This is a genomic window from Ruegeria sp. AP7, from assembly GCF_056539905.1.
In genome coordinates this window covers 291,482-313,001 of record NZ_JBQFVT010000001.1, presented here as the reverse complement: position 1 = coordinate 313,001, position 21,520 = coordinate 291,482, and the positions used below count along the sequence as shown (strand labels likewise).

The window sequence follows — 21,520 nt, the reverse complement described above, 5'->3', positions numbered from 1 at the left end:
GCGTGATGACGGAAAAAACATTCATTCCTGGCCCTGAGGACAATCTTGCCTTTCGCGAGGCGTTGGGCTGTTTCGGCACCGGAGTCACCGTAGTCACTACCAGCACCGCCGAAGGACCCGCCGCGATCACGGTGAACTCGTTCGCATCCGTATCTCTGGACCCACCTTTGGTTTTATGGTGTCTCGACCGGAACTCGAACCGGTATGACGCCTTCAGCACCTGCGAACATTACGCGATCCATGTGATGGCGCAGGACCAGCACGATCAGGCGCTGCAATTTGCGCGTAACGGGTTCGATTTTTCTCATGCCGACTGGCAGGAAGATGATGCCGGGCGTCCCCGTCTTGCTGAATGTCTGGCCCGCTTCGACTGTCGCTTGTCGGCGCGTCACGCGGCAGGTGATCACCTGATTCTTGTTGGCCATGTCGAGAAAGTCATGCACCGCCCCGGTCAAGGATTGATCTTTAAACGCGGCCAGTTTGGTGGTTTCGCAGATTTGATCTAGTCGTCCAGCGATCCGTGGACGGCCAATGCTTCAAGCTGCGTTTCTTGCGGCGTGATCACGCGAAACGCCTCGTGCACCCCTGCCCCTGTCAATTCCCGGGCCACAGTCAGCAACGTGTTCGGGGCATGATCCTCGCACATCTCGGTCATGTGCGCGATTTCGGTCTGCGCGACATCCATCGCCGCCTCGACCGAGGGTGCACCGTATAACTGCACAAAATGCTCAGCCAGATTCTGTGTCAGTTGGTCAATTTCGGCCTGCTCAATTTGCGTAACCGCAACGAATGTCACGCGCCCAAACGTCTCAAGCCCCAGCCAACCATTGGCAAAGGCCTGACGTGCCTTGCCTTCTAAGTCGGCCTCTCCCCAATTCGAAAACTCGAATCCACCCGGGATGCACCACTCACCGGTTCGTGCAGGTGAATGGAACACGTTCATGTCGCTTTCATCAAAATGGATTGCGCGGGCGAGATTCATCAGACGGTCTCCAACAGTTCTGTCAGCGGGCGTATTTGGGTGTCTGCGCCCTCGCGGATCAGCATGCCAAACCGTTCGTCGGTGCCGAGAAATACACCGGAGTCCGCGATGGGTTCTCCAACCCCTCGCAGTAGCCCCATCCATTCGGCATGGAGCGGCGCGTTGCCTTCTTCTTGCCAGCGGTTGAGCCATGTCAGCATGTGGCGCGACCAGCTTTCGACCAGTTGCGTCGCCGACACGTCAGCACAACCTTCATCATAAAGCGCAGTTACATCCGGCGTTTCCCCGGGGGCGTCGCTGGTCGACAGCAATGCAAGCTCCCAACCGACGACAAGCCAATTAGGAATCTCGCCTGCCTCGGCAGACGAGGCTGCAACCTTCATCGTCCCGCATGATGCGCCATTCACGCAGATCACGCCGTCCCAGCCTAGATGCACAGCAACTTCTGGAGGAGCCAGTGCGCCCAGGGCGTTCTGGAAACCGACGGCACATAGCGGCAACATTGCTATTGCATCCTGCAGCGGCACCTCGGGGGCAAAGACGATGGCAACGCGCAGACGATCCGCCTGAATACTATAGACCACGGCTCCCCCATCACAGCCTAGCGCCGCCATGGCCTGAGCCTTTTCGAACGGATCCTCTCCGGCCTTGGCAGGATGCCCGCTGAGCAATGGGGGAAAGACCGGGTGGCTCATGCATTCCCCTTGGCAATCATGTCGCGAGCGATCTTGCGGAAGGCTTCTGCTTGTGGGCTGTCGGGTTTGCTGACTACGATCGGCGCCCCCCCGTCTGCTGCCACGCGGATATCCAGATGCAGTGGTATCTCACCCAGCAGTGGCACTCCCAATGCCTCGGCTTCTGACGCCACACCGCCATGACCGAATACGTGCTCTTCGTGTCCACAATTCGAACAGATATGAGTCGACATATTTTCAATCATCCCAACGATGGGTGTTTTGAGCTGATTAAACATGTCGATCCCCTTACGAGCATCGATCAAAGCCACGTCTTGTGGGGTTGAAACAACGATGGCGCCATCCACCTGAAACTTTTGGCTCAACGTAAGTTGCACATCACCCGTGCCAGGAGGCAGGTCAACGATCAGCACATCCAGCGCGCCCCATTGCACCTGCCCCATCATCTGCTGCAATGCGCCCATCAGCATCGGGCCACGCCAGACAACCGCTTGTCCTTCGTTGGTCATCAGCCCCATCGACATCATGGTAACACCGTGATTGCGCAAAGGCAGAATCGTCTTGCCATCAGGGCTGGCCGGACGACCCGAAACCCCCAACATCCGGGGCTGCGACGGACCGTAGACATCCGCGTCCAACAGACCCACGCGACGTCCTTCTGCGGCTAGCGCGCAGGCAAGGTTGGCCGACACAGTGGACTTGCCGACACCCCCTTTACCAGACGCCACCGCGATGATCCGGTCCACACCCGGAACCGCCTGCGGACCGGTTTGCGAAGGCTTAGGCTTGGGCTTCAAATCGGGTGGGGCCTTGTCTGAATGCGCAGTCATCATGGCCGAGACGTTGGACACGCCGTCCACCATCTGCGCCGCTTTCTCGGCTGTGGCCCGCACAGGTTCCATTTTCTCGGCCTGTTTGGGATCGATCTCAAGCACAAAGCGCACCGTATCCCCCTCGACATTCAGCGCGCGCACAATACCTGCGCTGACGATATCCTGTCCGGAAACAGGATCAGTGATCTTCTTTAGGTTCGCCAGTACGGCGTCACGGATGCTCATGCGATCACCTCCGTTATCCACCCTTCGATTAGGGCCTTGCGTGTCGACTGATTGCGGTCGCCGCTCATTGCATGATACTCCGTCTCTTTTCGTTCATTTGACGCAATTGGCCTGACACCGCTAAGTTTGGCCATGCGCTTTGTCCTGTTGTGCCTGAGCCTGACGCTCACCGCCACCCCCTCTTGGTCACAAGAGGCAATTGGACTCGCAGCGCCAGATGAGATTTCAAACTCGGGTCTTCTGCAACATATCCTTCCGCGCTTCTCTCTCAAGACCGGGGTTCGCGTTCTCGCAGACAATGATGGTGTAATGGCTCTTGCTCCGGCACCTCCTGGCGATCCGGTTTTTGCCCGTGACGAAACAGTCTATCACCTGCGCATTAATGCCAGCGCAAAGGAAATCAAGTTCCGAGACTGGCTGTTGTCCGAGATTGGGAAACGTACGATCGAAAGCTTTGTTCCCGCTGAAGGTGGGCCCTTTAGCGCGAACTTCGAAATCGCAGATGTTGTCGAAGACGCTAAAATCGACGGAGATGCTGCATTGGGTCAGGATTTGTCGTTTACTCACTGTGGCCGGTGCCATGTGATCGGGCCGCAAAACCGCATGAACGGATTGGGTTCCACGCCGTCTTTCGCCGTCCTGCGCGCGATGCCTGATTGGTCCCAGCGGTTTCAGGCCTTTTTTGCCCTGAACCCACATCCCGCCTTCACCCAGATTGAAGGCGTAACCGAGCCCTTCCCGCCCGAGCGTCCATCGCCGATCCATCCGGTGGAAATAAGTCTGGATGATCTCGAAGCCATTTTGGCCTTTGTCGCCGCCATCAGCGCCGCCGATCTGGGCGCACCGCTGCAACTTCAGTGATCCTTACGCTTTGAAAAATAATCGTCCGTCGTCACGACACGGGGTCTGGGAGATGACTGGAACGGATTGTCGGTGCTGTGGAACTGAGCATTTACCCTGCAATCATCACACAACTGGATCAGCCTTGCCTGATCTGAAGTTGCAAACATCGGATGTGTTCCCGACAGTTTGTCCATTATGCGCTCGACCGTCGACCTGACGCCAAAGGCCGCACCACATTCGATGCATTCGAACGGCTCTTCCTCATTAAGAACCTGCTGCGACAGGGCCTTGTCGCTTAGGTCAAGCTGCGGCTCCAGATCAATGGCGTGCTCAGGACAGATCGTGCGACAGATACCGCATTGCAGGCAGGCATCCTGCTGAAAGTTCAACTGCGGCTTGTCTGGATTGTCGATCAGCGCACCTGAGGGGCACAATGATACACAACTGAGGCACAAGGTGCAGGTGTCAGTGTTTACTACAACAGCGCCATATGGAGCGCCATCTGGCAAGGCCAACGGTGCTTCGGTCTTGGCATTCAGCGCTTGCGCCGCCAGACGGGTGATTTGTCGCCGGTTCCCCAATGGAAGAACCGGATCGGTCAATGGTAGCGGCACCCCTTGCGCATAAAGCAGATCAGCAAACGCATCCGGGTCAACTTCGTCAATCAGGCTCAGGGCACCCTGCCCCGCGATGGCCTGCGCCAAATCCAGTTCCCGATCCAGAGCGTCCCGTTCGACTTTGGGCCCCAACAGGACGTCGACGCGGGCGAAGCCGTGTGCCAACCCGGCCAGCATCTCGGCATGACCAAAACCTGAAACCACGTGCAATTCTAGTGGAATGACATCCGCTGGAAGACCTCGGCCAAACCGGGCAACCATTCGGATCATCTGCGCCCCGTGGGCATCGTGCACCAGCAAACGCGGCGCTGTACCCCCTGCCCGACGAAAAGTTCGCGCTAGTATGTGCATCCTAGAGAGAATGGCAGATACCGGCGGATCCTCGTAAGTAATGGCTGTAGACGGGCATAGGGCAGAACACTCACCACACCCGGCGCAAATCATTGGGTCGATTGCCACATGATCTGACGCTGATGTGATAGCACCGGTCGGACATATGTCCAAACAGTTCGAACACCCGGTCTGTCCTGCGCGTGAATGGGCACAAAGCGCTTCATCCAGTCGCACGTAAAGCGGTTTTTCAAAGGTACCGACCAGTTGCACCGCATCGAAGGCTAGGCGCGCAACTGCCACCGCATCACGAGGATCGGCGCGCAGGTAGCCTTCGCGCTTATCCGGGGCCGCAACTAAAGCCGTACCTCCAGTCAGATCAACGACAATATCACAGCGCGATGTGGCCCGATCCCTCGGCGCGCTCCACGCGAAGTCACCGCGCCCGCCAGGTTCTAACTGTTGCACTTGATCCAGATGCCACGTGAACCCACCCAGTGCGCCCGACAGGTTCCGCACCTTGGCACGAATAACATCAAAAGCACGGCTCAGCGGTTGAACCTCATCTGTGACCAAAACCGTTACGGCCAAGCTGTCCGATAATTGTTCAGCCAGATCATAAGCGATCTCGCCCGACCCGATGATACAGCAAGTGCCTTCGCTGATAACATCAACTGCAGAAGTGATCGGCTGCGGCAACATCGCTTCAGCTGCCAACGCAGCCATTTTTGGCGCTGCATTTCGGCCCTGCTCCGACCAGCCAGCACGGTCTCTGAGGTCAACGCATCCCGGCTGATCCACACCCAGATCATCTGCAAGGTCAGAAAACACGACAGTCTCTTGCCCGCAGGCAATCACGACCTGATCGTCAGTCTGAAGCATTTCAGCCACCACGCCAAGTTCTCGGGTACAAAGCGCAGTATGGACCTTTGAACAGCTCAGTTCACAGGCCGAGGATATGCGATCCGCGTCAATTGATTGCGTCCCCTCGCAATCACACAACAAAAGCCTGCTGGTCATATCTTCTCCCGAACTGTTGGCTGCCCCAATTCACACTAAACCTAATCCGCACCGTGGCAATGCGGCACCGGGCAGAATGGCAGATTTGTGCACTATTTTTCATCGACCCCCAAGCCATCCACGAGCCACTGAGGCCAATAACGAATAAATTATCGAAGAAAACGACCTGATCAATGCAAGTGGACTTGGCACCGCGCCAATTTATGTACCATAGTACATCATAGGGAAGGCAGGGGAGAGCCTTCCGGGGAGGAGCCAGTGGCCAAGGCCGCAAGCCAGATTGAAATGCCGGTTGGCGTCATCGTGCGCAAAACACCCGGGGTCACACGTTGGGCCCGCTGGAGCTGGCGCGCAGTCGCTTTGTTGCCTGGCGCCGGACCTGCGGATTGGCAAGAGCTGCGACGCGAAGGCGATACCGTCGAATATCACGCTGCCACACTGCCTCTATCACTCTGGGCTGACGAGACAGAGGCCTATATGGTGAACCTGTCGGACGGACAGCCCTCGCTTTACCTGGTGCTTCGGGATGAGTTGAAAGGTGAAACTCCCTTGAATGCAGTGCTGATCACGGCCTCTCCGTTTGAAGGTCAGGACTACGCTGATACCGGCGAGGAGATTGTCGAGAAGATCCCGATGACAGAAGGTCTAATCGCTTGGGTGCGCGATTTCACGCTGCAGCATCATCGGGACGAAGTGTTCGTAAAGCGCCGTCGGGATAAGAAGCGCATAGATTTGGTTGAGGACGGAATAGGCGACGCTCGCATCCGTCAGGACACAGATGTCTACCGCGCACCGCGTCGGGTGATGCAATGACCCAAGCGCGCGATTTCTGGTCCCGCCGCAAGGCCGCCGTTCAGGCCGAGACCGAAGCAGAAGCTTTGGCCGCAGAGGAACAGATCATCACGGCGCGGCAAGCTGAGCTGGAAGAAAAAAGCGACTCCGAAATTCTGTCCGAGTTTGATCTGCCCGATCCCGATACGCTGCAAGCAGGTGATGATGTCTCGGGCTTCATGGCCAAAGCCGTGCCTGACCGCCTGCGCCGCCGCGCCTTGCGGCGCCTATGGCGGCTGAACCCTGTTCTGGCCAATGTCGACGGGCTGATCGACTACGGCGAGGACTACACCGACGCAGCCTGCGTGATTGAGAACATTCAGACCGCGTATCAGGTAGGCAAGGGCATGTTGGCTCATGTCGAAGCGCTCGCTGCCGAGGCTGAAGAGCAAGAATGCGATCCAGAGACAGATACGCTTGATGTTATCGAGGCGCGTGAAGAACCGGCCAAGGCCGAAGAACCAGCGCCGGAACCCATGATCGTGGCTGATGTGGAAGAACCAGAGGAGCTTGAAGTCCCCCCTGCTCCGCGCCGCATGAAATTTGAATTCGAAGGATAACTCTATGACCGCAGACAACGCGCAAACCATTGATATCTCGGCCGAGGATCGTCTGCGCGCGGATTTCTACAATTTTCTGGGTTTGCTTCTGGCCGGTCCGCCCGATCAGTTGCTACTGGACCAGATGGCAGGGCTGAGCGGTGACGCCTCTGATCTGGGTCAGGCCATAGAGGCGATGGCGCGCGTGGCAAAGGTCACTAAGCCCGCCGCTGCCGAGCGTGAGTTCAATGCGCTTTTCATCGGATTGGGGCGTGGTGAATTGTTGCCTTATGCCAGCTTCTATCTGACCGGTTTTCTGAACGAAAAACCGCTGGCCCAGCTTCGGAATGACATGGCCGCGCGCGGTATCACGAGGGCGCAGAATGTTTATGAACCCGAAGACAACATTGCCTCTCTGATGGAGATGATGGCGGGCATGATCGTCGGGCGTTTCGGCGCGCCTGCCTCGCTGGAAGACCAGAAGGCGTTCTGGAGTAAACACATCGGCCCCTGGGCCGCACATTTCTATTCAGATTTGGAAGGCGCTGAGAACTCGGTTCTCTATGCCTCGGTCGGCACCGCCGGTCGGGTGTTCATGGAGATCGAGCGCGAAGCCTTCCGAATGACGGCGGATTAATCCGCCAATCGCCGGTGCTTTGCAGCGCCAAACCGCAATTGGGACAGGAGGAGCCCATGAGCAAGACAAAGGAAGAAGGCGCAACCCGCCGCGACTTCCTGAAACTGGCCGGAACCGCAGCCCCTGCTGCTGTTGCCGCAGCCAGCCTGACCGGACAGGCCGAAGCAGCCGAGCTGCCGACGGACGAAACCCGGATGCAGGATACCGCGCATACGCGCGCATACATCGAAAGCACCCGGTTCTAGGACTGGACGTTTTCATACCTGACAGACGGTTGCGATTGGCCCTGACGTCAGGATCAGCAGTACCAAGCCAGCCGTGGCTTACACGGCGCGCAAGGGAGGAAAGAAATGCTTAGGAAAAAGACCAACGGGGTTGCGAGACGCCCCCAGCGGACAAGTATCCTGTCCCAGGTCGGCGAGAAAACCGTCGATCGCCGCGCATTCCTGCGTGGCTCGGGCCTGACGATCGGCGGCCTTGCCGCGATCAGCGCCACGGGTGGAACCGTGACGCCTGCCAGCGCCCAGACAGCGGCAAACACCGCTGTTGAGAATATCAAATCCGTATGCACTCACTGCTCGGTGGGCTGCACGGTCGTAGCCGAGGTACAGAACGGCGTCTGGATCGGGCAGGAACCCGGCTGGGACAGCCCGTTCAATCTGGGCGCACACTGCGCCAAGGGGGCCGCGGTCCGCGAGCACGCCCATGGCGAGCGCCGCCTCAAGTATCCGATGAAAAAGGAAGACGGCGAGTGGAAGCGCATCAGCTGGGAAGAGGCGATCAACGAGATCGGCGACGGCATGATGAGCATCCGCGAAGAATCCGGTCCGGATAGCGTATACTGGTTGGGTTCTGCGAAGCATAACAACGAACAGGCCTATCTGTTCCGCAAGTTTGCTGCCTACTGGGGCACGAACAACGTGGATCACCAGGCCCGTATCTGCCACTCAACTACTGTTGCGGGTGTTGCGAATACATGGGGCTACGGCGCCATGACCAATTCGTACAATGACATGCACAACAGCAAGGCGATCTTCATCATCGGCGGCAACCCGGCCGAGGCACACCCTGTCTCACTGCTGCATATTCTGCGCGCAAAAGAGCAAAATAACGCCCCGCTGATCGTCTGCGATCCGCGCTTTACACGCACGGCAGCGCATGCGGATGAGTATGTCCGCTTCCGCCCCGGCACAGACGTGGCGCTGATCTGGGGTATCCTGTGGCACATCTTCGACAACGGTTGGGAAGACAAAGAGTTCATCCGCACCCGTGTCTGGGGCATGGACCAGATTCGCGAAGAGGTTGCTAATTGGAACCCGGATGAGGTGGAACGCGTTACTGGAACTCCGGGATCGCAATTGAAGCGCGTTGCCCGCACAATGGCGAACAACCGTCCAGGTACGGTCGTCTGGTGCATGGGTGGTACTCAGCATACCAACGGCAACAACAACACCCGCGCCTACTGTGTGCTTCAGCTGGCACTTGGAAACATGGGCACCACGGGTGGTGGCACCAACATCTTCCGTGGCCATGACAACGTGCAAGGCGCAACGGACCTTGGTGTTTTGTCCCACACTCTGCCGGGCTACTATGGTCTGTCGAAAGGCGCATGGGGTCACTGGGCTCGTGTCTGGGGTGAAGAGCCCGAATGGCTCGCAGGCCAATTCGCCACGATCAAGGACAAGGAAGGCAAGGACAAACCGCTCCAGAATGAGCGCGGCATCCCCGTCTCTCGTTGGATCGACGGTGTTCTGGAAGACCCGGCCAACATGGACCAGGACAACAATGTCCGCGCCATGGTTCTGTGGGGCCACGCGCCCAACTCGCAGACCCGGATGACGGAAATGAAGACGGCGATGGAGAAGCTGGACATGCTGGTCGTGATCGACCCGTATCCAACAGTTTCGGCCGTTCTGCATGACCGTACTGACGGCGTCTATCTGTTGCCTGCTTGTACGCAGTTCGAAACCCGTGGCTCGGTCACGGCATCGAACCGGTCGTTGCAGTGGCGCGACAAGGTGGTTGATCCGTTGTTCGAAAGCCTGCCGGACGAGGTCATCATGGCCAAGTTCGCCAACAAGTTTGGCTGGGCAGACCGGTTCTTCCGCAATATCGAGATGGAAGATCCCGAAACCCCGAATGTTGAAAGCATCACGCGTGAGTTCAACTCGGGTCTCTGGACCATCGGCTATACCGGTCAGTCGCCGGAACGTCTGAAAAGCCATATGGCCAACCAGCACACCTTCGACAGGACCACGCTGCAAGCCATTGGTGGACCAAACGACGGCGAGTATTACGGTCTACCGTGGCCTTGCTGGGGTACCGCTGAGATGGGTCATACAGGGACACCAAACCTCTATGACATGTCCAAACCGGTGGCCGAAGGCGGCCTGACCTTCCGCGCCAGATTCGGCGTGGAACGTGACGGCGACAACCTGCTGGCCGAAGGGGTCTATAGCGTTGGATCGGAAATTCAGGATGGCTATCCCGAATTTACGATGCAGATGCTGATGGATCTTGGCTGGGACGGCGATCTAACCGCAGAAGAACGCGCGGCCATTGACGCTGTTGCGGGCGAGAAAACCAACTGGAAGACCGACCTTAGCGGCGGTATCCAGCGGGTTGCAATCGCCCATGGCTGTGCGCCCTTCGGGAACGCCAAAGCCCGCGCGGTTGTCTGGACCTTCCCGGATCCGATCCCACTGCATCGCGAGCCGCTTTACACGCCGCGTCGCGATCTGGTGGCGGATTATCCGACCTACGAGGACCGTCAAGCCTATCGCCTGCCCACCCTTTATGCTTCGATCCAAAAGAACGACTTTTCAAAGGATTACCCGATAATCCTAACGTCAGGTCGTCTGGTCGAATATGAAGGCGGCGGTGATGAGACGCGGTCGAACCCGTGGCTGGCCGAGCTTCAGCAGGACATGTTCGTCGAGATCAATCCGCGCGATGCCAACAACCTTGGTATTCGGGACGGATCACAGGTCTGGGTCGAAGGTCCTGAGGGTGGCAAGGTCAAGGTGATGGCGATGCTGACCAACAGGGTTGGTGCCGGTGTCGCCTTCATGCCATTCCACTTTGGCGGCCATTTCCAGGGCGAAGACCAGCGGCACAAATATCCCGCCGGTGCAGACCCCTATGTGCTGGGTGAAAGTACCAACACCGCCCAGACCTATGGCTATGATTCAGTGACCCAGATGCAAGAGACCAAGTGTACTCTCTGCAAAATCTGGGCAGCGTAAGGAGGACGATAATGGCTAGAGCAAAGTTTCTCTGCGACGCTGAACGCTGCATCGAGTGCAACGCTTGCGTAACCGCGTGTAAGAACGAGCACGAAGTGCCATGGGGTATCAACCGCCGCAGGGTGGTGACTATCAATGATGGTAACCCGGGCGAACGCTCGATCTCGGTGGCCTGTATGCATTGTTCGGATGCGCCTTGCATGGCGGTGTGCCCGGTCGACTGCTTCTATCAGAACGAAGAAGGGGTCGTCCTGCACTCCAAAGACCTGTGCATTGGCTGCGGCTATTGCTTCTACGCGTGCCCCTTCGGCGCGCCGCAATATCCGCAGGCGGGCAACTTCGGATCGCGCGGCAAGATGGACAAATGTACCTTCTGCGCTGGCGGCCCCGAGGAAACGCACTCGACCGCGGAGTTCGCCAAATACGGTCGCAACCGGATCGCCGAAGGCAAACTGCCGATCTGCGCCGAGATGTGTTCCACCAAAGCCCTGCTTGCCGGTGACGGCGACGTAGTGTCTGCCGTTTACCGCGAACGCGTAGTGGCGCGCGGATTCGGCTCGGGCGCTTGGGGTTGGGGTACAGCCTACGACCAGAAAGACGGATAACTCCGCTTTCATGAACCAAACAGGCGACCCGCATCCGTGGGTCGCCTGATCAGGGATTTTGACCGAGGTTCAGATGTTCCGCTTATTCTTCGCATTGCTGTTCACCATCGGGCTGGTCCACGCTTCCGTTGCCCAAACCAACGATGCTGAGGCACCCGCAACCACGAATGAACGCGCTTCGACCGGCGGAGCGACAACGCTTGAGGACATTCTGGCCCGACAGCGCGGCGAGAAGGTCGACAACAGCTATCGGTCGGAAAATACCGGACAGGGCAATGTGGAAGGTCTGCTCGGGCAAATTGGCACGCGCGGCGTCGCCTCAGACAGCGATGTCTATCGCGCGCTGCGCTATGGATCGGCAGATGTAACCGTTTCATCCCATGGACCAGCAGATAGCGTTTTGATTCAAGATGGCGGTATGTGGTGGCTGAGTTTCCGTACCGGGCCACTGCGCGAATACGGTACATACATCATCGCGGGAATGATTGCGGTCATCGTTCTGTTCTTCCTGATCCGCGGAAAAATCCGCATTGATGGCGAAAAGACCGGGCGCAAGGTCCTGCGGTTCAATAGTTTCGAACGGTTCGGACATTGGTTATTTGCCGGTTCATTCCTGATCCTCGGCATCACCGGCCTGCTGGCGCTTTATGGTCGTGACTTCCTGATCCCGATCTTCGGCAAGGAAGGATTCGCAACCATCGCGAAGGGGGGTAAATGGCTACATAACAACCTCGCTTGGGCCTTCATGCTGGGTCTGATCATCGTCACCGTGAACTGGATTGCACATAACATACCCAACAAGACAGACCTGAAGTGGCTCGCAGCCGGAGGTGGTTTGTTCACCAAGAACAGTCACCCGCCCGCAAAGAAGTTCAACGCAGGTCAAAAGGTGATTTTCTGGGCCTGTATACTACTCGGCGCCTCGATCAGCCTATCGGGCCTTTCGCTGCTGTTCCCGTTTGAGCTGCCAATGTTCGCAAAGACCTTCCAAGTCGCCAACGCAACCGGCATTCCGCAGATGCTGGACCTGAACCTACCGGTGCAGATGTCGCCACAAGAAGAGATGCAATATGCTCAGGTTTGGCACGTCATGGTGGCCTATGTGTTCATTGCAATCATCATAGCCCATATCTACCTCGGCTCAGTCGGCATGGAAGGTGCTTTTGACGCCATGGGCACTGGTGAAGTCGAAGAACAATGGGCGCGCGAGCATCACTCACTGTGGCTGGAAGAGGTGCAGGAAAAAGAGGCCAGCAAAGCGGCGGCCTCACCCGCTGAATAAATGCGCTGGCTGGTTCTGACGCTTGGCTTGATCCCCCAGCCCGCTTGGTCCGAGTTCTTCACGCTCAAAGGCCATGGCGGGCCGATCATGGGGATCGCGATCGCACAAGACGGGCGCATCGCAACGGCGAGTTTCGACAATTCGGTTGGCCTGTGGACCGGACAGACCCCGGAATGGCTGGAAGGCCATGAAGCTGCCGTCAACACTGTCGTGTTCAACGGCACCGCAATCTATTCTGCTGGTGATGATTTCACGCTACGCCGTTGGCCCGGAGGCGAAATCGTTGGACAACACAAAGGAAAGATCGTCGGGCTCGCTGCATCAAAAACTCATGTCGCTACGGCAAGCTGGGACGGAATGATCGGGCTTTGGCCGGTCGATGGGTCAGAACCTATGTTGCTCGGGCCAACGGGCAGCGGGGTAAACGCCGTGGAATTCACCGCTGATGGGTCACAGCTTTATTCGGCGGGTGTCGATGGTTCGGTCCGCCTCTGGGATGTCGCGAGCGGTCAGGAGGTGGATCGCCTTATCGAGCACGGGTTCGGCGTGAACAGGTTGGTCTTGAATTCTATCGACAACTGGATCGCCTACGGTGCCGTCGATGGCGTCACCCGCATCCTTGACCTGGCAACCGGCGAGGAACGCGATTTCACCCTGGACCGAAGGCCGATACTGGCGCTTGCCCTCAGCCCTGATCGAAGCCTTCTCGCTGTCGGTGATGGTGAAGGTTTTATCATGGTCATCGACACCCTGAACTGGCGTATCTCGCAAGATTTCAGGGCTACGCTACGCGGGCCTGTCTGGGCTCTGGCTTTTTCGAACGATGGGCAAAATATTCATGCTGGCGGAATTGACGAAGCGATGTATAGCTGGCCGATCGCGGCCTCGGAAGACCGCGAGCAGATGGCGGCGGCCGAACCCAGTTTCCTGAAGAACCCGAACGAGATGGGAAATGGGGAACGCCAATTTGCCCGCAAATGCTCAATCTGTCATAGCCTTTCACCGGATGACCAGCGGCGCGCGGGTCCAACCCTGTATGGGGTGTTTGGACGCAAAGCAGGGACAGTACCGGACTATCTTTATTCAGATACACTGCAAACTTCTGATATCATTTGGGATGAAGAGACAATAAACGCTCTTTTCGACAAGGGCCCGGATCATTACATTCCGGGATCAAAGATGCCAATGCAGCGGATTAGCGGATCGCAAGACCGCATTGATCTGGTCACCTTTTTACGACACGCCACGGCACCCGAAAACTGAGCCGGAGGAAATAATGAAAGCCTTCCTTTCCGCCGTCGTTGCGATGGTCGTCATTACCGCTGCCGCGCCGATCGTTCTGGACAAGATCGGATTCAGCGCTGCAGCGTCGGGTTCCGGCTCTTCGGTGCGTCTAGACTGAATGTCGCAATACCTGACAACACGCGAATTGGCGGATCTGCTGCGCATTGGTGAGCGGAAAGCCTATGATCTCGCGTCCTCTGGTGAAATCCCTTGCGTGCGGGCAATGGGAAAACTGCTGTTCCCGAAGGCTGAGATCATCGCATGGCTCAATGCCTCGCGCTCTGGTCCGCAGGTGGCTGAACCGCCCCTGCCCCCCATTGTCGCCGGCAGCCATGATCCGCTGCTGGATTGGGCGCTGAGGGAAAGTGGCTCGGGGCTGGCCACCTATTATGACGGTTCATTCGACGGGCTGAACCGCCTATCTGACCGCACAGCACAAGCGGCTGCGTTGCATATCCATGAACCCGAAGGCTTTAACACCCAGTCTTTGCGCGACAAAATGGGCAACGCCCCGGTGATCCTCTACCAAATCGCGCATCGGCAGCGCGGCCTGTTGCTTGCGACTGGCACACCTGAAATCTCTGGTATTCAGGACTTGAAAGGCCGTCGCGTCATCCTGCGACAGGACAGTGCCGCCAGTCAGCACCTTTTCGATGCAGAGCTTGGCAAGCATGGGCTCGGCCGAGAGGACCTGAATGCCCTCCCGATCTGCGCCCGTACTGAAGAAGAACTGGCGATTGCCGTACGGGATGGCAAAGCAGAAGCCGGGTTCGGCCTCGGTGCACTTGCGAGCCCTTATGGGCTGAGCTTTGTGCCCACTCACTCTGAACGGTTAGATCTTGCCATCTGGCGACGCGCTTTCTTTGAGCCGCCGATGCAGACTTTAATCCAGTTCCTGCAATCCGAGCGTTTCTCTGAACGCGCTACCGACCTGGGCGGATATGACCTCAGGTATCTGGGCCAGATTCACCACAACGGCGCAAGTGGCTGATCTTTCTGTCTTTCCAATGACAATTGCCAAAGATGAAATTCATCTTGCGTTTGGAAAGAACATCTGCTGCCCATCCAATTCATAGGATTCAATCGCCGCCTGACCATCAGGGCCAATCAACCAATCAATGAACCTCTGCCCCGAAGTTGCACGAACTTTTGAGTGCTTCTCTGGGTTCACCAGTATCACACCATATTGGTTGAACATTCGAGGGTCGCCTTCAACCAGGATTTCCAGATCACCTCGATTTCCAAATGAAAGCCATGTTGCGCGATCCGTCAGGATATAAGCACCCATTCCGCTAGCGATATTCAGCGATGCGCCCATGCCCGCTCCGGCCTCGCGATACCATGTTCCCGACGCAGCTGTCGGGTCGACATCTGTCACCTGCCAATAACGCATCTCGGCCTTGTGGGTTCCGCTGTCGTCGCCGCGCGAAACGAAGGGCGCTTTGGAGCTGGCCACTGCAGCAAGGGCTGCGATGATATCGGTATCGCCCTTGACCTCGGCCGGGTCAGATTTCGGGCCGACGAGAACAAAGTCATTATACATGACATCGAACCTCTCAACCCCCCAACCATCAGCAACGAACTGCTCTTCGGCTGTTTTGGAATGAACCAACAGGACATCACCATCCCCGTTGATTGCATTTCGGATCGCCTGACCAGTTCCAACAGCCACAACCCGCACGTCAATACCGGTTTCGGCCTCAAACCCGGGCAAGATATAATCAAGCAAACCCGAGTTTTGAGTAGAGGTCGTAGACTGCACGATAATAAAGGGTTCTTCCGCCAAACTTGCGCCAGCGGTCAGCCCAAGCGCAACAATTGATGCCCGAATGAAATCAGGGATCATCCCATTTCTCCATCTGTATAAATCAGGTAACGAGGCCACCGGCCAGATACCGGCGCGACTCGTCGCTTTCTGGTGCTTCCAGAACCTGCATTGCTTTACCGTGTTCAACAACTCGCCCTGCTTGCATCATCACTATGTCAGATGCCAACCGGCGTGCTTGTCCAATGTCATGCGTCACCATAACGATGCGTACGTCCCGCTCAGAGGCGCGCAGGATCATCCGTTCGATCAATTGCGTTGCGCTGGGATCCAGTGCGCTGGTGGGTTCATCCAAAAACAACGTCTCGGGGTCTAAGGCCAATGCGCGCAATATTGCGAGCCTTTGCGCCTCGCCACCGGAAAGCGAACGCGCGGGTTGACGCGCTTTGCCACCTAGCCCGCCCTCATCCAGCAAGGTTTCGATACGATACTTCCTTTCCGCGCGCGGCATGGATCGCCGTTTCAGAACAAAGTCCAGATTGGCAGCCACAGAACGGCGCAGCAAAACAGGGCTTTGAAATACCATCGCCTGTCGTGCCTTGTGGCGGGCATTCAACACAGCACCGTTCTGACAAACCCGTCCCCGATCTGGTTGTATCAGTCCGTGCAGGCAACGCAGCAGCAGACTTTTACCCGCCCCATTCGGTCCAAGAATAAGGGTCGGGCCCGGACCATCCAGACAAAGGTGTGGGACGTCCAGCAATGCCTTGCCATTACGTGCAATACTCAGGCCGCTCACGTCCAGAATACCCGGCGCCCCGGTCACGACATCACGCATGGCGCAGCCCTTCCCGCTCGGCACGAAGTGTCAGCGCACTGACCATCGCGTTTACCGCCACGGCCAAGCCGATCAGGATCACCCCCAAGGCCAGCGCCAGCGCAAGGTTACCTTTGGAGGTTTCAAGAGCGATCGTGGTCGTCATCACGCGTGTGACGTGATTGATGTTTCCACCCACTATGATCACCGCACCAACCTCGGCAATCGCCCGGCCAAACCCAGCCAACAAGGCGGTAACCAGCGCCAACCGCGCGTCCCACAACAGCACCGGTACCGACGCCAACCGCGATACCCCAAGCGAGCGGAGCTGTTCGGAATATTCCTCGGCCAGCATTTCAACCACCTGGCGGGTAAGCGCGGCCATGATCGGCGTCACCAGAACCACCTGTGCTATGATCATGGCAGTGGGGGTGTAGAGCAGCTCCAGCACACCCAATGGGCCAGATCGGGACAACATCAGGTAAACCAACAATCCGACCACAACCGGTGGCAATCCCATCAGAGCGTTCATCAAAATGATAAGCGCGCGCCGCCCTGGAAATCGGGCGACTGCCAATGCTGCCCCGACAGGCATTCCAATGACTGCCGAAATCAGCACCGCAAATACCGAAACACGCAGCGACAACAGAACAATCGCCCACAACTCGGCATCCCCATTCAGGATCAACGAGATCGCTTGATTGAATTCTGATGCAAAACTCTGCATTTTTTACCTGATGTATTTTACGGCGTCACTAAATGCCGATAATTTCAGTGAAATACTATACGTTTCAAGCAGTAAGTACAGGCACGAATCCGGCATCTACAATAGAAAACGCGGCCCCAATGGGACCGCGTTTAGAGTTGCGCGTGTCGCTGAACTTAGTTCAGCGCAGCATCCGTGATCTGGTGTGTCCAAGCACCATCAGGCTGCTTGGTGATAACCGGATCGGAACCACCGGCCAGCAGAGTCTCAACCGTACGATTGAAATCTGCCGGGTCCAGAGCACCATTCGACCCTGCGGTCAGCTTGGCAATCTCACCCATCATGCGTTTCTGATGCTCTTCGGTCTGGGCACCGGTTGCATCATTTTCAAGCACGATCTCAGCAGCCTCATCCGGATTCTCTTCGGCGTATTTCCAGCCTTTCATTGAGGCACGGACAAAACGCTCCATCTTGTCGGCAAAGGCCGCATCGCTCAGGTTTTCCTCAAGCACATAGAGGCCATCCTCAAGCGTGGCGACGCCTTGATCTTCATATTTGAAGGTCACCAGTTCCTCGGGCGTGACACCGGCATCGATGACCTGCCAGTACTCATTGTAGGTCATAGTGCTAATGCAATCGGCCTGGCGCTGCAGCAACGGATCAACGTTGAAGCCCTGCTTAAGAACCTCGACTCCGCTGTCACTTTTGCCATCGGTGCTGATTCCCAGCTGGCTCATCCAGCTCATAAACGGGAATTCGTTGCCAAAGAACCAAACACCCAAAGTACGGTTCTTCAGGTCCTCGGGAGCAGCAATTCCAGCATCCTTCCAGCAAGTGAGCATCATACCAGAGCTTTTGAAGGGCTGTGCGATGTTTACCAGAGGCAGACCCTTTTCACGCGCGGCCAGCGCGGCTGGCATCCATTCAACCGTCACGTCTGCACCACCGCCTGCAATCACCTGAGTGGGTGCAATGTCGGGACCACCGGGTAGAATTGTAACGTCCAGCCCCTCTTCTTCATAGAACCCCTTGTCCTTCGCCACATAGTAGCCTGCAAACTGGGCCTGCGTGACCCACTTCAATTGCAGCGTCACCTCATCCGCAGCAAGTGCCGCACTGGCTGCCAGGCTAAAGGCGGCAACCGCCCCGCTGAGTAGCTTCTTCATCATCATATCTCCTAGTTGCTTATGTTTGCCCCGTTTGTGGGGTCTGTTGAATTATTCTATTTATCCTCTCTGAGACGGATGCCAGAAGGTCACCGCCTTTTCGATCATCGCCACAAGGCCATAAAAGGCCGTCCCAGCCAGCGCTGCGACCACGATCTCGGCCCACACCATATCCAGCGACAATTGCCCGACGCTGGTGGATATCCGAAAGCCCATGCCCAGGGTGGGTGAGCCAAAGAACTCAGCCACGATAGCCCCGATCAGGGCGAGTGTGGTAGAAATCTTTAATCCGTTGAATATGAATGGCATCGCGGCAGGCAGGCGCAGTTTAAGGAAGCTTTGCCAATAAGTGGCCGCATAGGTCTCCATCAAATCCCTCTGCATCGCAGTGGCTTCGCGCAGCCCCGCCACCGTGTTCACCAGCATCGGGAAGAACACCATCACCACGACAACCGCCGCCTTCGAATGCCAGTCGAAGCCGAACCACATTACCAGAATAGGCGCTGTGCCCACGATCGGCAGCGCTGCGACGAAGTTGCCGACAGGAAGCAGCCCGAGGCGCAGGAAATTCCATCGATCCACGGCAATCGCCATCAGGAAGGCCGAGCCACATCCGATGAGATATCCACTCAAAGCGCCCTTGATGATCGTTTGCACAAAGTCTGCCCAAAGTGTGGGCAGGCTGTCCCAGAAGCGAACCCAGATGACAGACGGAGCTGGTAAGATGACCAATGGCACCTCAAGGCCGCGCACGACCAGCTCCCAGATGCCAATGACGGTTAAACCGAAGATCAAAGGCGCAAGAAACCGCACCATCCGAGTGTCGGAATAGGGTCCGCTGGCCAGACGGCTGTTCAACCACCAGCCCAATAACCAGACAGCTATTGCACCAAGAATAGGTATCATTGTGCCATCCCCATCCGTTTCAGAACCGTCCGCTCAATCAACCCCAACAACCCTACAAGACAAGCGGCAAGAATGGCCGCTGCAAACAGCGCCGACCAGATTTGAACGGTCTGGCCGTAATAGCTGCCTGCGAGCAATCGCGCACCCAACCCCGCCACAGCACCTGTAGGCAGTTCCCCAACGATGGCCCCTACCAAAGACGCAGCGACGCCAATTTTCAGCGATGTAAACAGATAGGGCATCGAGGCCGGCAGACGCAGCTTCCAGAACCCCTGCGAGCGGCTGGCATTGTAGGTTCGCAGCAAATCTAACTGCATGGCATCAGGGCTACGCAGCCCTTTCACCATGCCGACGACGACAGGGAAGAAACTCAGGTAAGCCGAAATAATGGCCTTGGGAATGATACCCTGAACGCCAACCGAATACAGGACGACAATGATCATTGGCGCCAGCGCGATAATCGGGATTGTCTGGCTAACAATCGCCCAGGGCATCACCGACAAGTCCATCACCCGGCTGTGCACAATTCCAACGGCCAGCAGAATGCCCAGCCCGGTCCCGATAACGAAACCCAACATTGTGGCACTTAACGTGACCCAACCATGATAGATCAGCGAGCGTTTTGAGGTGATTTTCTTCTGAACCGTGGTCTCCCACATTTCAATCGCAACCTGATGGGGGGCTGGAAGGCGCGGACGCTCTTGCTCCCATGTCGCTGGTATGGCGAAAGGGTTATTCAAGGCCAGACCGATCTCACTCATGTCTCGGCGATCTTTGGCTGAGGGCGGCTGGACTTCGGCCCCCGCACGCTCCTGTTCAGTCAGAACCCCTTTGATATTCATCGGGATACAGGCCGCGTACCACACGATAACAATGGCCGCGAGGACAGTGAGGACTGCAATAATTTGCTTCATGCCTGCCACTCCATCCGAATGACAGGTACCGTGTCAGGCGGTACCGGAGGCTCCCGTCCCGTCTCGATAAACCCTTCGCGACGATAGAACCGCTGCGCGTCCACATTGGGCTCATGCGTCGTTAGCCAAAGATGGTCGCGCCCTTCCTTCGCCTTATCCAACAACCGTTTTCCGACACCCTGTCCCGTCCGCAGACAATAAAGCGCGCCCACTTTGTTCTCGACCGGATCAACCGACATGTAACAATCAGGCGGATCTCCGGCGACCCAGACGTCCCGGTTGGGAAACGCCTCACGGATCAGGCCCGCCAGTTCCTCTTGCGGCAGTTCATCGGGCATCCAGCCCGTCTGCTTCGCCCAGGTCCAAATGATCCGCGCGCAATCTTTCACATCATCTAAAGATGCCCGTCTGATGCCGTCGCCCGCCATCAAACATCATCCCCATGACCGGCCCTCAGTCCCTCGCGCACGCGATGAGCAACTTCGATAAACTCGGGCGTATCGCGGATATCCAATGGCCGCTCTTTCGGCAGAGGACTATCGATCACATCCGTGATCCGACCAGGCCGCGGGCTCATAACCACGATCTTGGTGCTGAGATACACCGCCTCGGGGATCGAGTGGGTCACGAAGCCGATAGTCTTCTCGGTCCGAGCCCACAGCGCCAAGAGCTGTTCGTTCAGATGGTCGCGCACAATCTCATCCAAGGCACCGAACGGTTCATCCATCAGCAAGATGTCTGCATCAAAGGCCAGGGCTCGCGCAATGCTGGCCCGCTGCTGCATGCCTCCTGATAGCTGCCAGGGGAATTTGCCCCCAAACACTTCAAGATCAACAAGTTCCAAGACCTTTTTAACCCGTTCATCCTGCTCAGCAGACGAATAACCCATAATCTCAAGCGGCAGCTTGATATTCTTCGCAATCGTTCGCCATGGATACAGCCCCGCCGCCTGAAACACATACCCGTAAGCCCGGTTTCTCCGCGCCTCATCCGGGGTCATTCCATTGACGGTTAAGGACCCACCCGTCGGCGTCTCCAGCGCCGCGATACAGCGCAGGAAAGTGGTTTTGCCACAGCCAGATGGACCGATGAAACTGACAAACTCCCCCTTGCCAATCGACAAGTTCACATCTTTCAGCGCATGAATAGGCCCATCATTCGTCTGAAATGTAAGATCCAGCTGCCTTGCCTCAATAACGGGCTGAGTAGTATTTTCTGTATTCATTCCATTGCCTTGAAGAAGCTCAGACCCGGGTCGCCGGAAAGGCGACCCAAGGG

General features: G+C 57.1%; 24 protein-coding genes. 12 read left to right on the top strand and 12 right to left on the bottom strand.

Annotation, left to right across the window (positions count from 1 at the left end; all coding sequences use genetic code 11):
- Positions 1 to 5: 5 nt before the first annotated feature.
- A complete protein-coding gene (locus ACR0KN_RS01555; RefSeq protein ID WP_170469560.1) occupies positions 6 to 506 on the top strand; it encodes a flavin reductase family protein in 501 nt (166 codons plus the stop codon).
- Here ACR0KN_RS01555 and ACR0KN_RS01550 read toward each other — a convergent pair.
- The 3 genes from ACR0KN_RS01550 to ACR0KN_RS01540 are packed head-to-tail and all read right to left on the bottom strand — an operon-like array spanning position 503 to position 2,735.
- Positions 503 to 982, bottom strand: coding sequence for a DUF6505 family protein (locus ACR0KN_RS01550; protein WP_170770517.1), 480 nt, complete (start codon positions 980 to 982; stop codon positions 503 to 505). The two genes, ACR0KN_RS01555 and ACR0KN_RS01550, sit on opposite strands and share 4 nt — an antisense overlap.
- Positions 982 to 1,677, bottom strand: a complete 696-nt coding sequence (locus ACR0KN_RS01545) for a biotin/lipoate--protein ligase family protein (RefSeq protein ID WP_480650874.1) — start codon at positions 1,675 to 1,677, stop codon at positions 982 to 984. Before ACR0KN_RS01545 ends, ACR0KN_RS01550 begins: the two co-directional genes overlap by 1 nt.
- On the bottom strand, positions 1,674 to 2,735 hold the full coding sequence (locus ACR0KN_RS01540; RefSeq protein WP_480650872.1) for an Mrp/NBP35 family ATP-binding protein: 1,062 nt from the start codon (positions 2,733 to 2,735) through the stop codon (positions 1,674 to 1,676). Before ACR0KN_RS01540 ends, ACR0KN_RS01545 begins: the two co-directional genes overlap by 4 nt.
- Positions 2,736 to 2,867: 132 nt before the next feature.
- Here ACR0KN_RS01540 and ACR0KN_RS01535 point away from each other — a divergent pair, with 132 nt between their 5' ends.
- The gene (locus ACR0KN_RS01535) at positions 2,868 to 3,596 is read left to right on the top strand and encodes a hypothetical protein (protein ID WP_480650871.1); all 729 of its coding nucleotides are present in this window, start codon (positions 2,868 to 2,870) and stop codon (positions 3,594 to 3,596) included.
- Here ACR0KN_RS01535 and ACR0KN_RS01530 read toward each other — a convergent pair.
- Complete coding sequence (locus tag ACR0KN_RS01530) at positions 3,590 to 5,545, bottom strand: 4Fe-4S binding protein (protein WP_480650869.1); 1,956 nt, start codon at positions 5,543 to 5,545, stop codon at positions 3,590 to 3,592. The genes ACR0KN_RS01535 and ACR0KN_RS01530 overlap by 7 nt on opposite strands.
- Before the next feature lie 258 nt (positions 5,546 to 5,803).
- Here ACR0KN_RS01530 and ACR0KN_RS01525 point away from each other — a divergent pair, with 258 nt between their 5' ends.
- From ACR0KN_RS01525 to ACR0KN_RS01480, 10 genes are all read left to right on the top strand, one after another.
- Positions 5,804 to 6,358 carry a DUF3305 domain-containing protein gene (locus tag ACR0KN_RS01525; RefSeq protein ID WP_480650867.1) on the top strand — a complete coding sequence of 185 codons (555 nt, stop codon included), beginning with the start codon at positions 5,804 to 5,806 and terminating at the stop codon, positions 6,356 to 6,358.
- Positions 6,355 to 6,936, top strand: coding sequence for a DUF3306 domain-containing protein (locus ACR0KN_RS01520; RefSeq protein WP_480650865.1), 582 nt, complete (start codon positions 6,355 to 6,357; stop codon positions 6,934 to 6,936). The genes ACR0KN_RS01525 and ACR0KN_RS01520 overlap by 4 nt, the downstream gene beginning before the upstream one ends.
- A gap of 4 nt (positions 6,937 to 6,940) precedes the next feature.
- A complete protein-coding gene (locus tag ACR0KN_RS01515) occupies positions 6,941 to 7,552 on the top strand; it encodes a TorD/DmsD family molecular chaperone (protein WP_170469535.1) in 612 nt (203 codons plus the stop codon).
- Between the two features lie 56 nt (positions 7,553 to 7,608).
- Positions 7,609 to 7,797 (top strand): ubiquinol-cytochrome c reductase iron-sulfur subunit N-terminal domain-containing protein, encoded by a 189-nt coding sequence (locus tag ACR0KN_RS01510; RefSeq protein ID WP_170469532.1) that lies wholly within the window; start codon positions 7,609 to 7,611, stop codon positions 7,795 to 7,797.
- Positions 7,798 to 7,902: 105 nt separating this feature from the next.
- Positions 7,903 to 10,797, top strand: a complete 2,895-nt coding sequence (locus ACR0KN_RS01505; RefSeq protein WP_480650862.1) for a formate dehydrogenase subunit alpha — start codon at positions 7,903 to 7,905, stop codon at positions 10,795 to 10,797.
- 11 nt (positions 10,798 to 10,808) lie between these two features.
- Positions 10,809 to 11,402: a formate dehydrogenase FDH3 subunit beta gene (fdh3B, locus tag ACR0KN_RS01500; protein WP_010439472.1), complete on the top strand. Its 594-nt coding sequence runs from the start codon at positions 10,809 to 10,811 to the stop codon at positions 11,400 to 11,402.
- A gap of 73 nt (positions 11,403 to 11,475) precedes the next feature.
- Positions 11,476 to 12,684: a formate dehydrogenase subunit gamma gene (locus tag ACR0KN_RS01495; RefSeq protein WP_480650860.1), complete on the top strand. Its 1,209-nt coding sequence runs from the start codon at positions 11,476 to 11,478 to the stop codon at positions 12,682 to 12,684.
- Positions 12,685 to 13,947, top strand: a complete 1,263-nt coding sequence (locus ACR0KN_RS01490) for a c-type cytochrome (protein WP_480650858.1) — start codon at positions 12,685 to 12,687, stop codon at positions 13,945 to 13,947. It abuts the gene before it with no gap.
- A gap of 13 nt (positions 13,948 to 13,960) precedes the next feature.
- Positions 13,961 to 14,086 (top strand): hypothetical protein, encoded by a 126-nt coding sequence (locus ACR0KN_RS01485; RefSeq protein WP_260025789.1) that lies wholly within the window; start codon positions 13,961 to 13,963, stop codon positions 14,084 to 14,086.
- Positions 14,087 to 14,959, top strand: coding sequence for a helix-turn-helix transcriptional regulator (locus ACR0KN_RS01480; protein ID WP_010439462.1), 873 nt, complete (start codon positions 14,087 to 14,089; stop codon positions 14,957 to 14,959).
- A 39-nt stretch (positions 14,960 to 14,998) separates the two neighbouring features.
- Here ACR0KN_RS01480 and ACR0KN_RS01475 read toward each other — a convergent pair whose 3' ends face one another.
- The 8 genes from ACR0KN_RS01475 to ACR0KN_RS01440 all read right to left on the bottom strand — a co-directional run bounded on the left by ACR0KN_RS01475 (position 14,999) and on the right by ACR0KN_RS01440 (position 21,467).
- Entirely contained in the window at positions 14,999 to 15,814 is an 816-nt protein-coding gene (locus tag ACR0KN_RS01475; protein ID WP_480650856.1) for an ABC transporter substrate-binding protein, read from the bottom strand.
- Between the two features lie 22 nt (positions 15,815 to 15,836).
- Positions 15,837 to 16,571 (bottom strand): ATP-binding cassette domain-containing protein, encoded by a 735-nt coding sequence (locus ACR0KN_RS01470; RefSeq protein ID WP_480650854.1) that lies wholly within the window; start codon positions 16,569 to 16,571, stop codon positions 15,837 to 15,839.
- Positions 16,564 to 17,277 carry an ABC transporter permease gene (locus tag ACR0KN_RS01465; RefSeq protein ID WP_260025781.1) on the bottom strand — a complete coding sequence of 238 codons (714 nt, stop codon included), beginning with the start codon at positions 17,275 to 17,277 and terminating at the stop codon, positions 16,564 to 16,566. Before ACR0KN_RS01465 ends, ACR0KN_RS01470 begins: the two co-directional genes overlap by 8 nt.
- A 155-nt stretch (positions 17,278 to 17,432) precedes the next feature.
- Positions 17,433 to 18,422, bottom strand: a complete 990-nt coding sequence (locus tag ACR0KN_RS01460; RefSeq protein ID WP_010439453.1) for an ABC transporter substrate-binding protein — start codon at positions 18,420 to 18,422, stop codon at positions 17,433 to 17,435.
- A 60-nt stretch (positions 18,423 to 18,482) separates the two neighbouring features.
- Complete coding sequence (locus tag ACR0KN_RS01455; RefSeq protein WP_480650852.1) at positions 18,483 to 19,328, bottom strand: ABC transporter permease; 846 nt, start codon at positions 19,326 to 19,328, stop codon at positions 18,483 to 18,485.
- Positions 19,325 to 20,242: an ABC transporter permease gene (locus tag ACR0KN_RS01450; RefSeq protein WP_480650850.1), complete on the bottom strand. Its 918-nt coding sequence runs from the start codon at positions 20,240 to 20,242 to the stop codon at positions 19,325 to 19,327. Before ACR0KN_RS01450 ends, ACR0KN_RS01455 begins: the two co-directional genes overlap by 4 nt.
- Positions 20,239 to 20,670, bottom strand: a complete 432-nt coding sequence (locus ACR0KN_RS01445) for a GNAT family N-acetyltransferase (RefSeq protein WP_260025779.1) — start codon at positions 20,668 to 20,670, stop codon at positions 20,239 to 20,241. The genes ACR0KN_RS01450 and ACR0KN_RS01445 overlap by 4 nt, the downstream gene beginning before the upstream one ends.
- The gene (locus ACR0KN_RS01440; protein ID WP_480650848.1) at positions 20,670 to 21,467 is read right to left on the bottom strand and encodes an ABC transporter ATP-binding protein; all 798 of its coding nucleotides are present in this window, start codon (positions 21,465 to 21,467) and stop codon (positions 20,670 to 20,672) included. Before ACR0KN_RS01440 ends, ACR0KN_RS01445 begins: the two co-directional genes overlap by 1 nt.
- Positions 21,468 to 21,520: the final 53 nt, after the last annotated feature.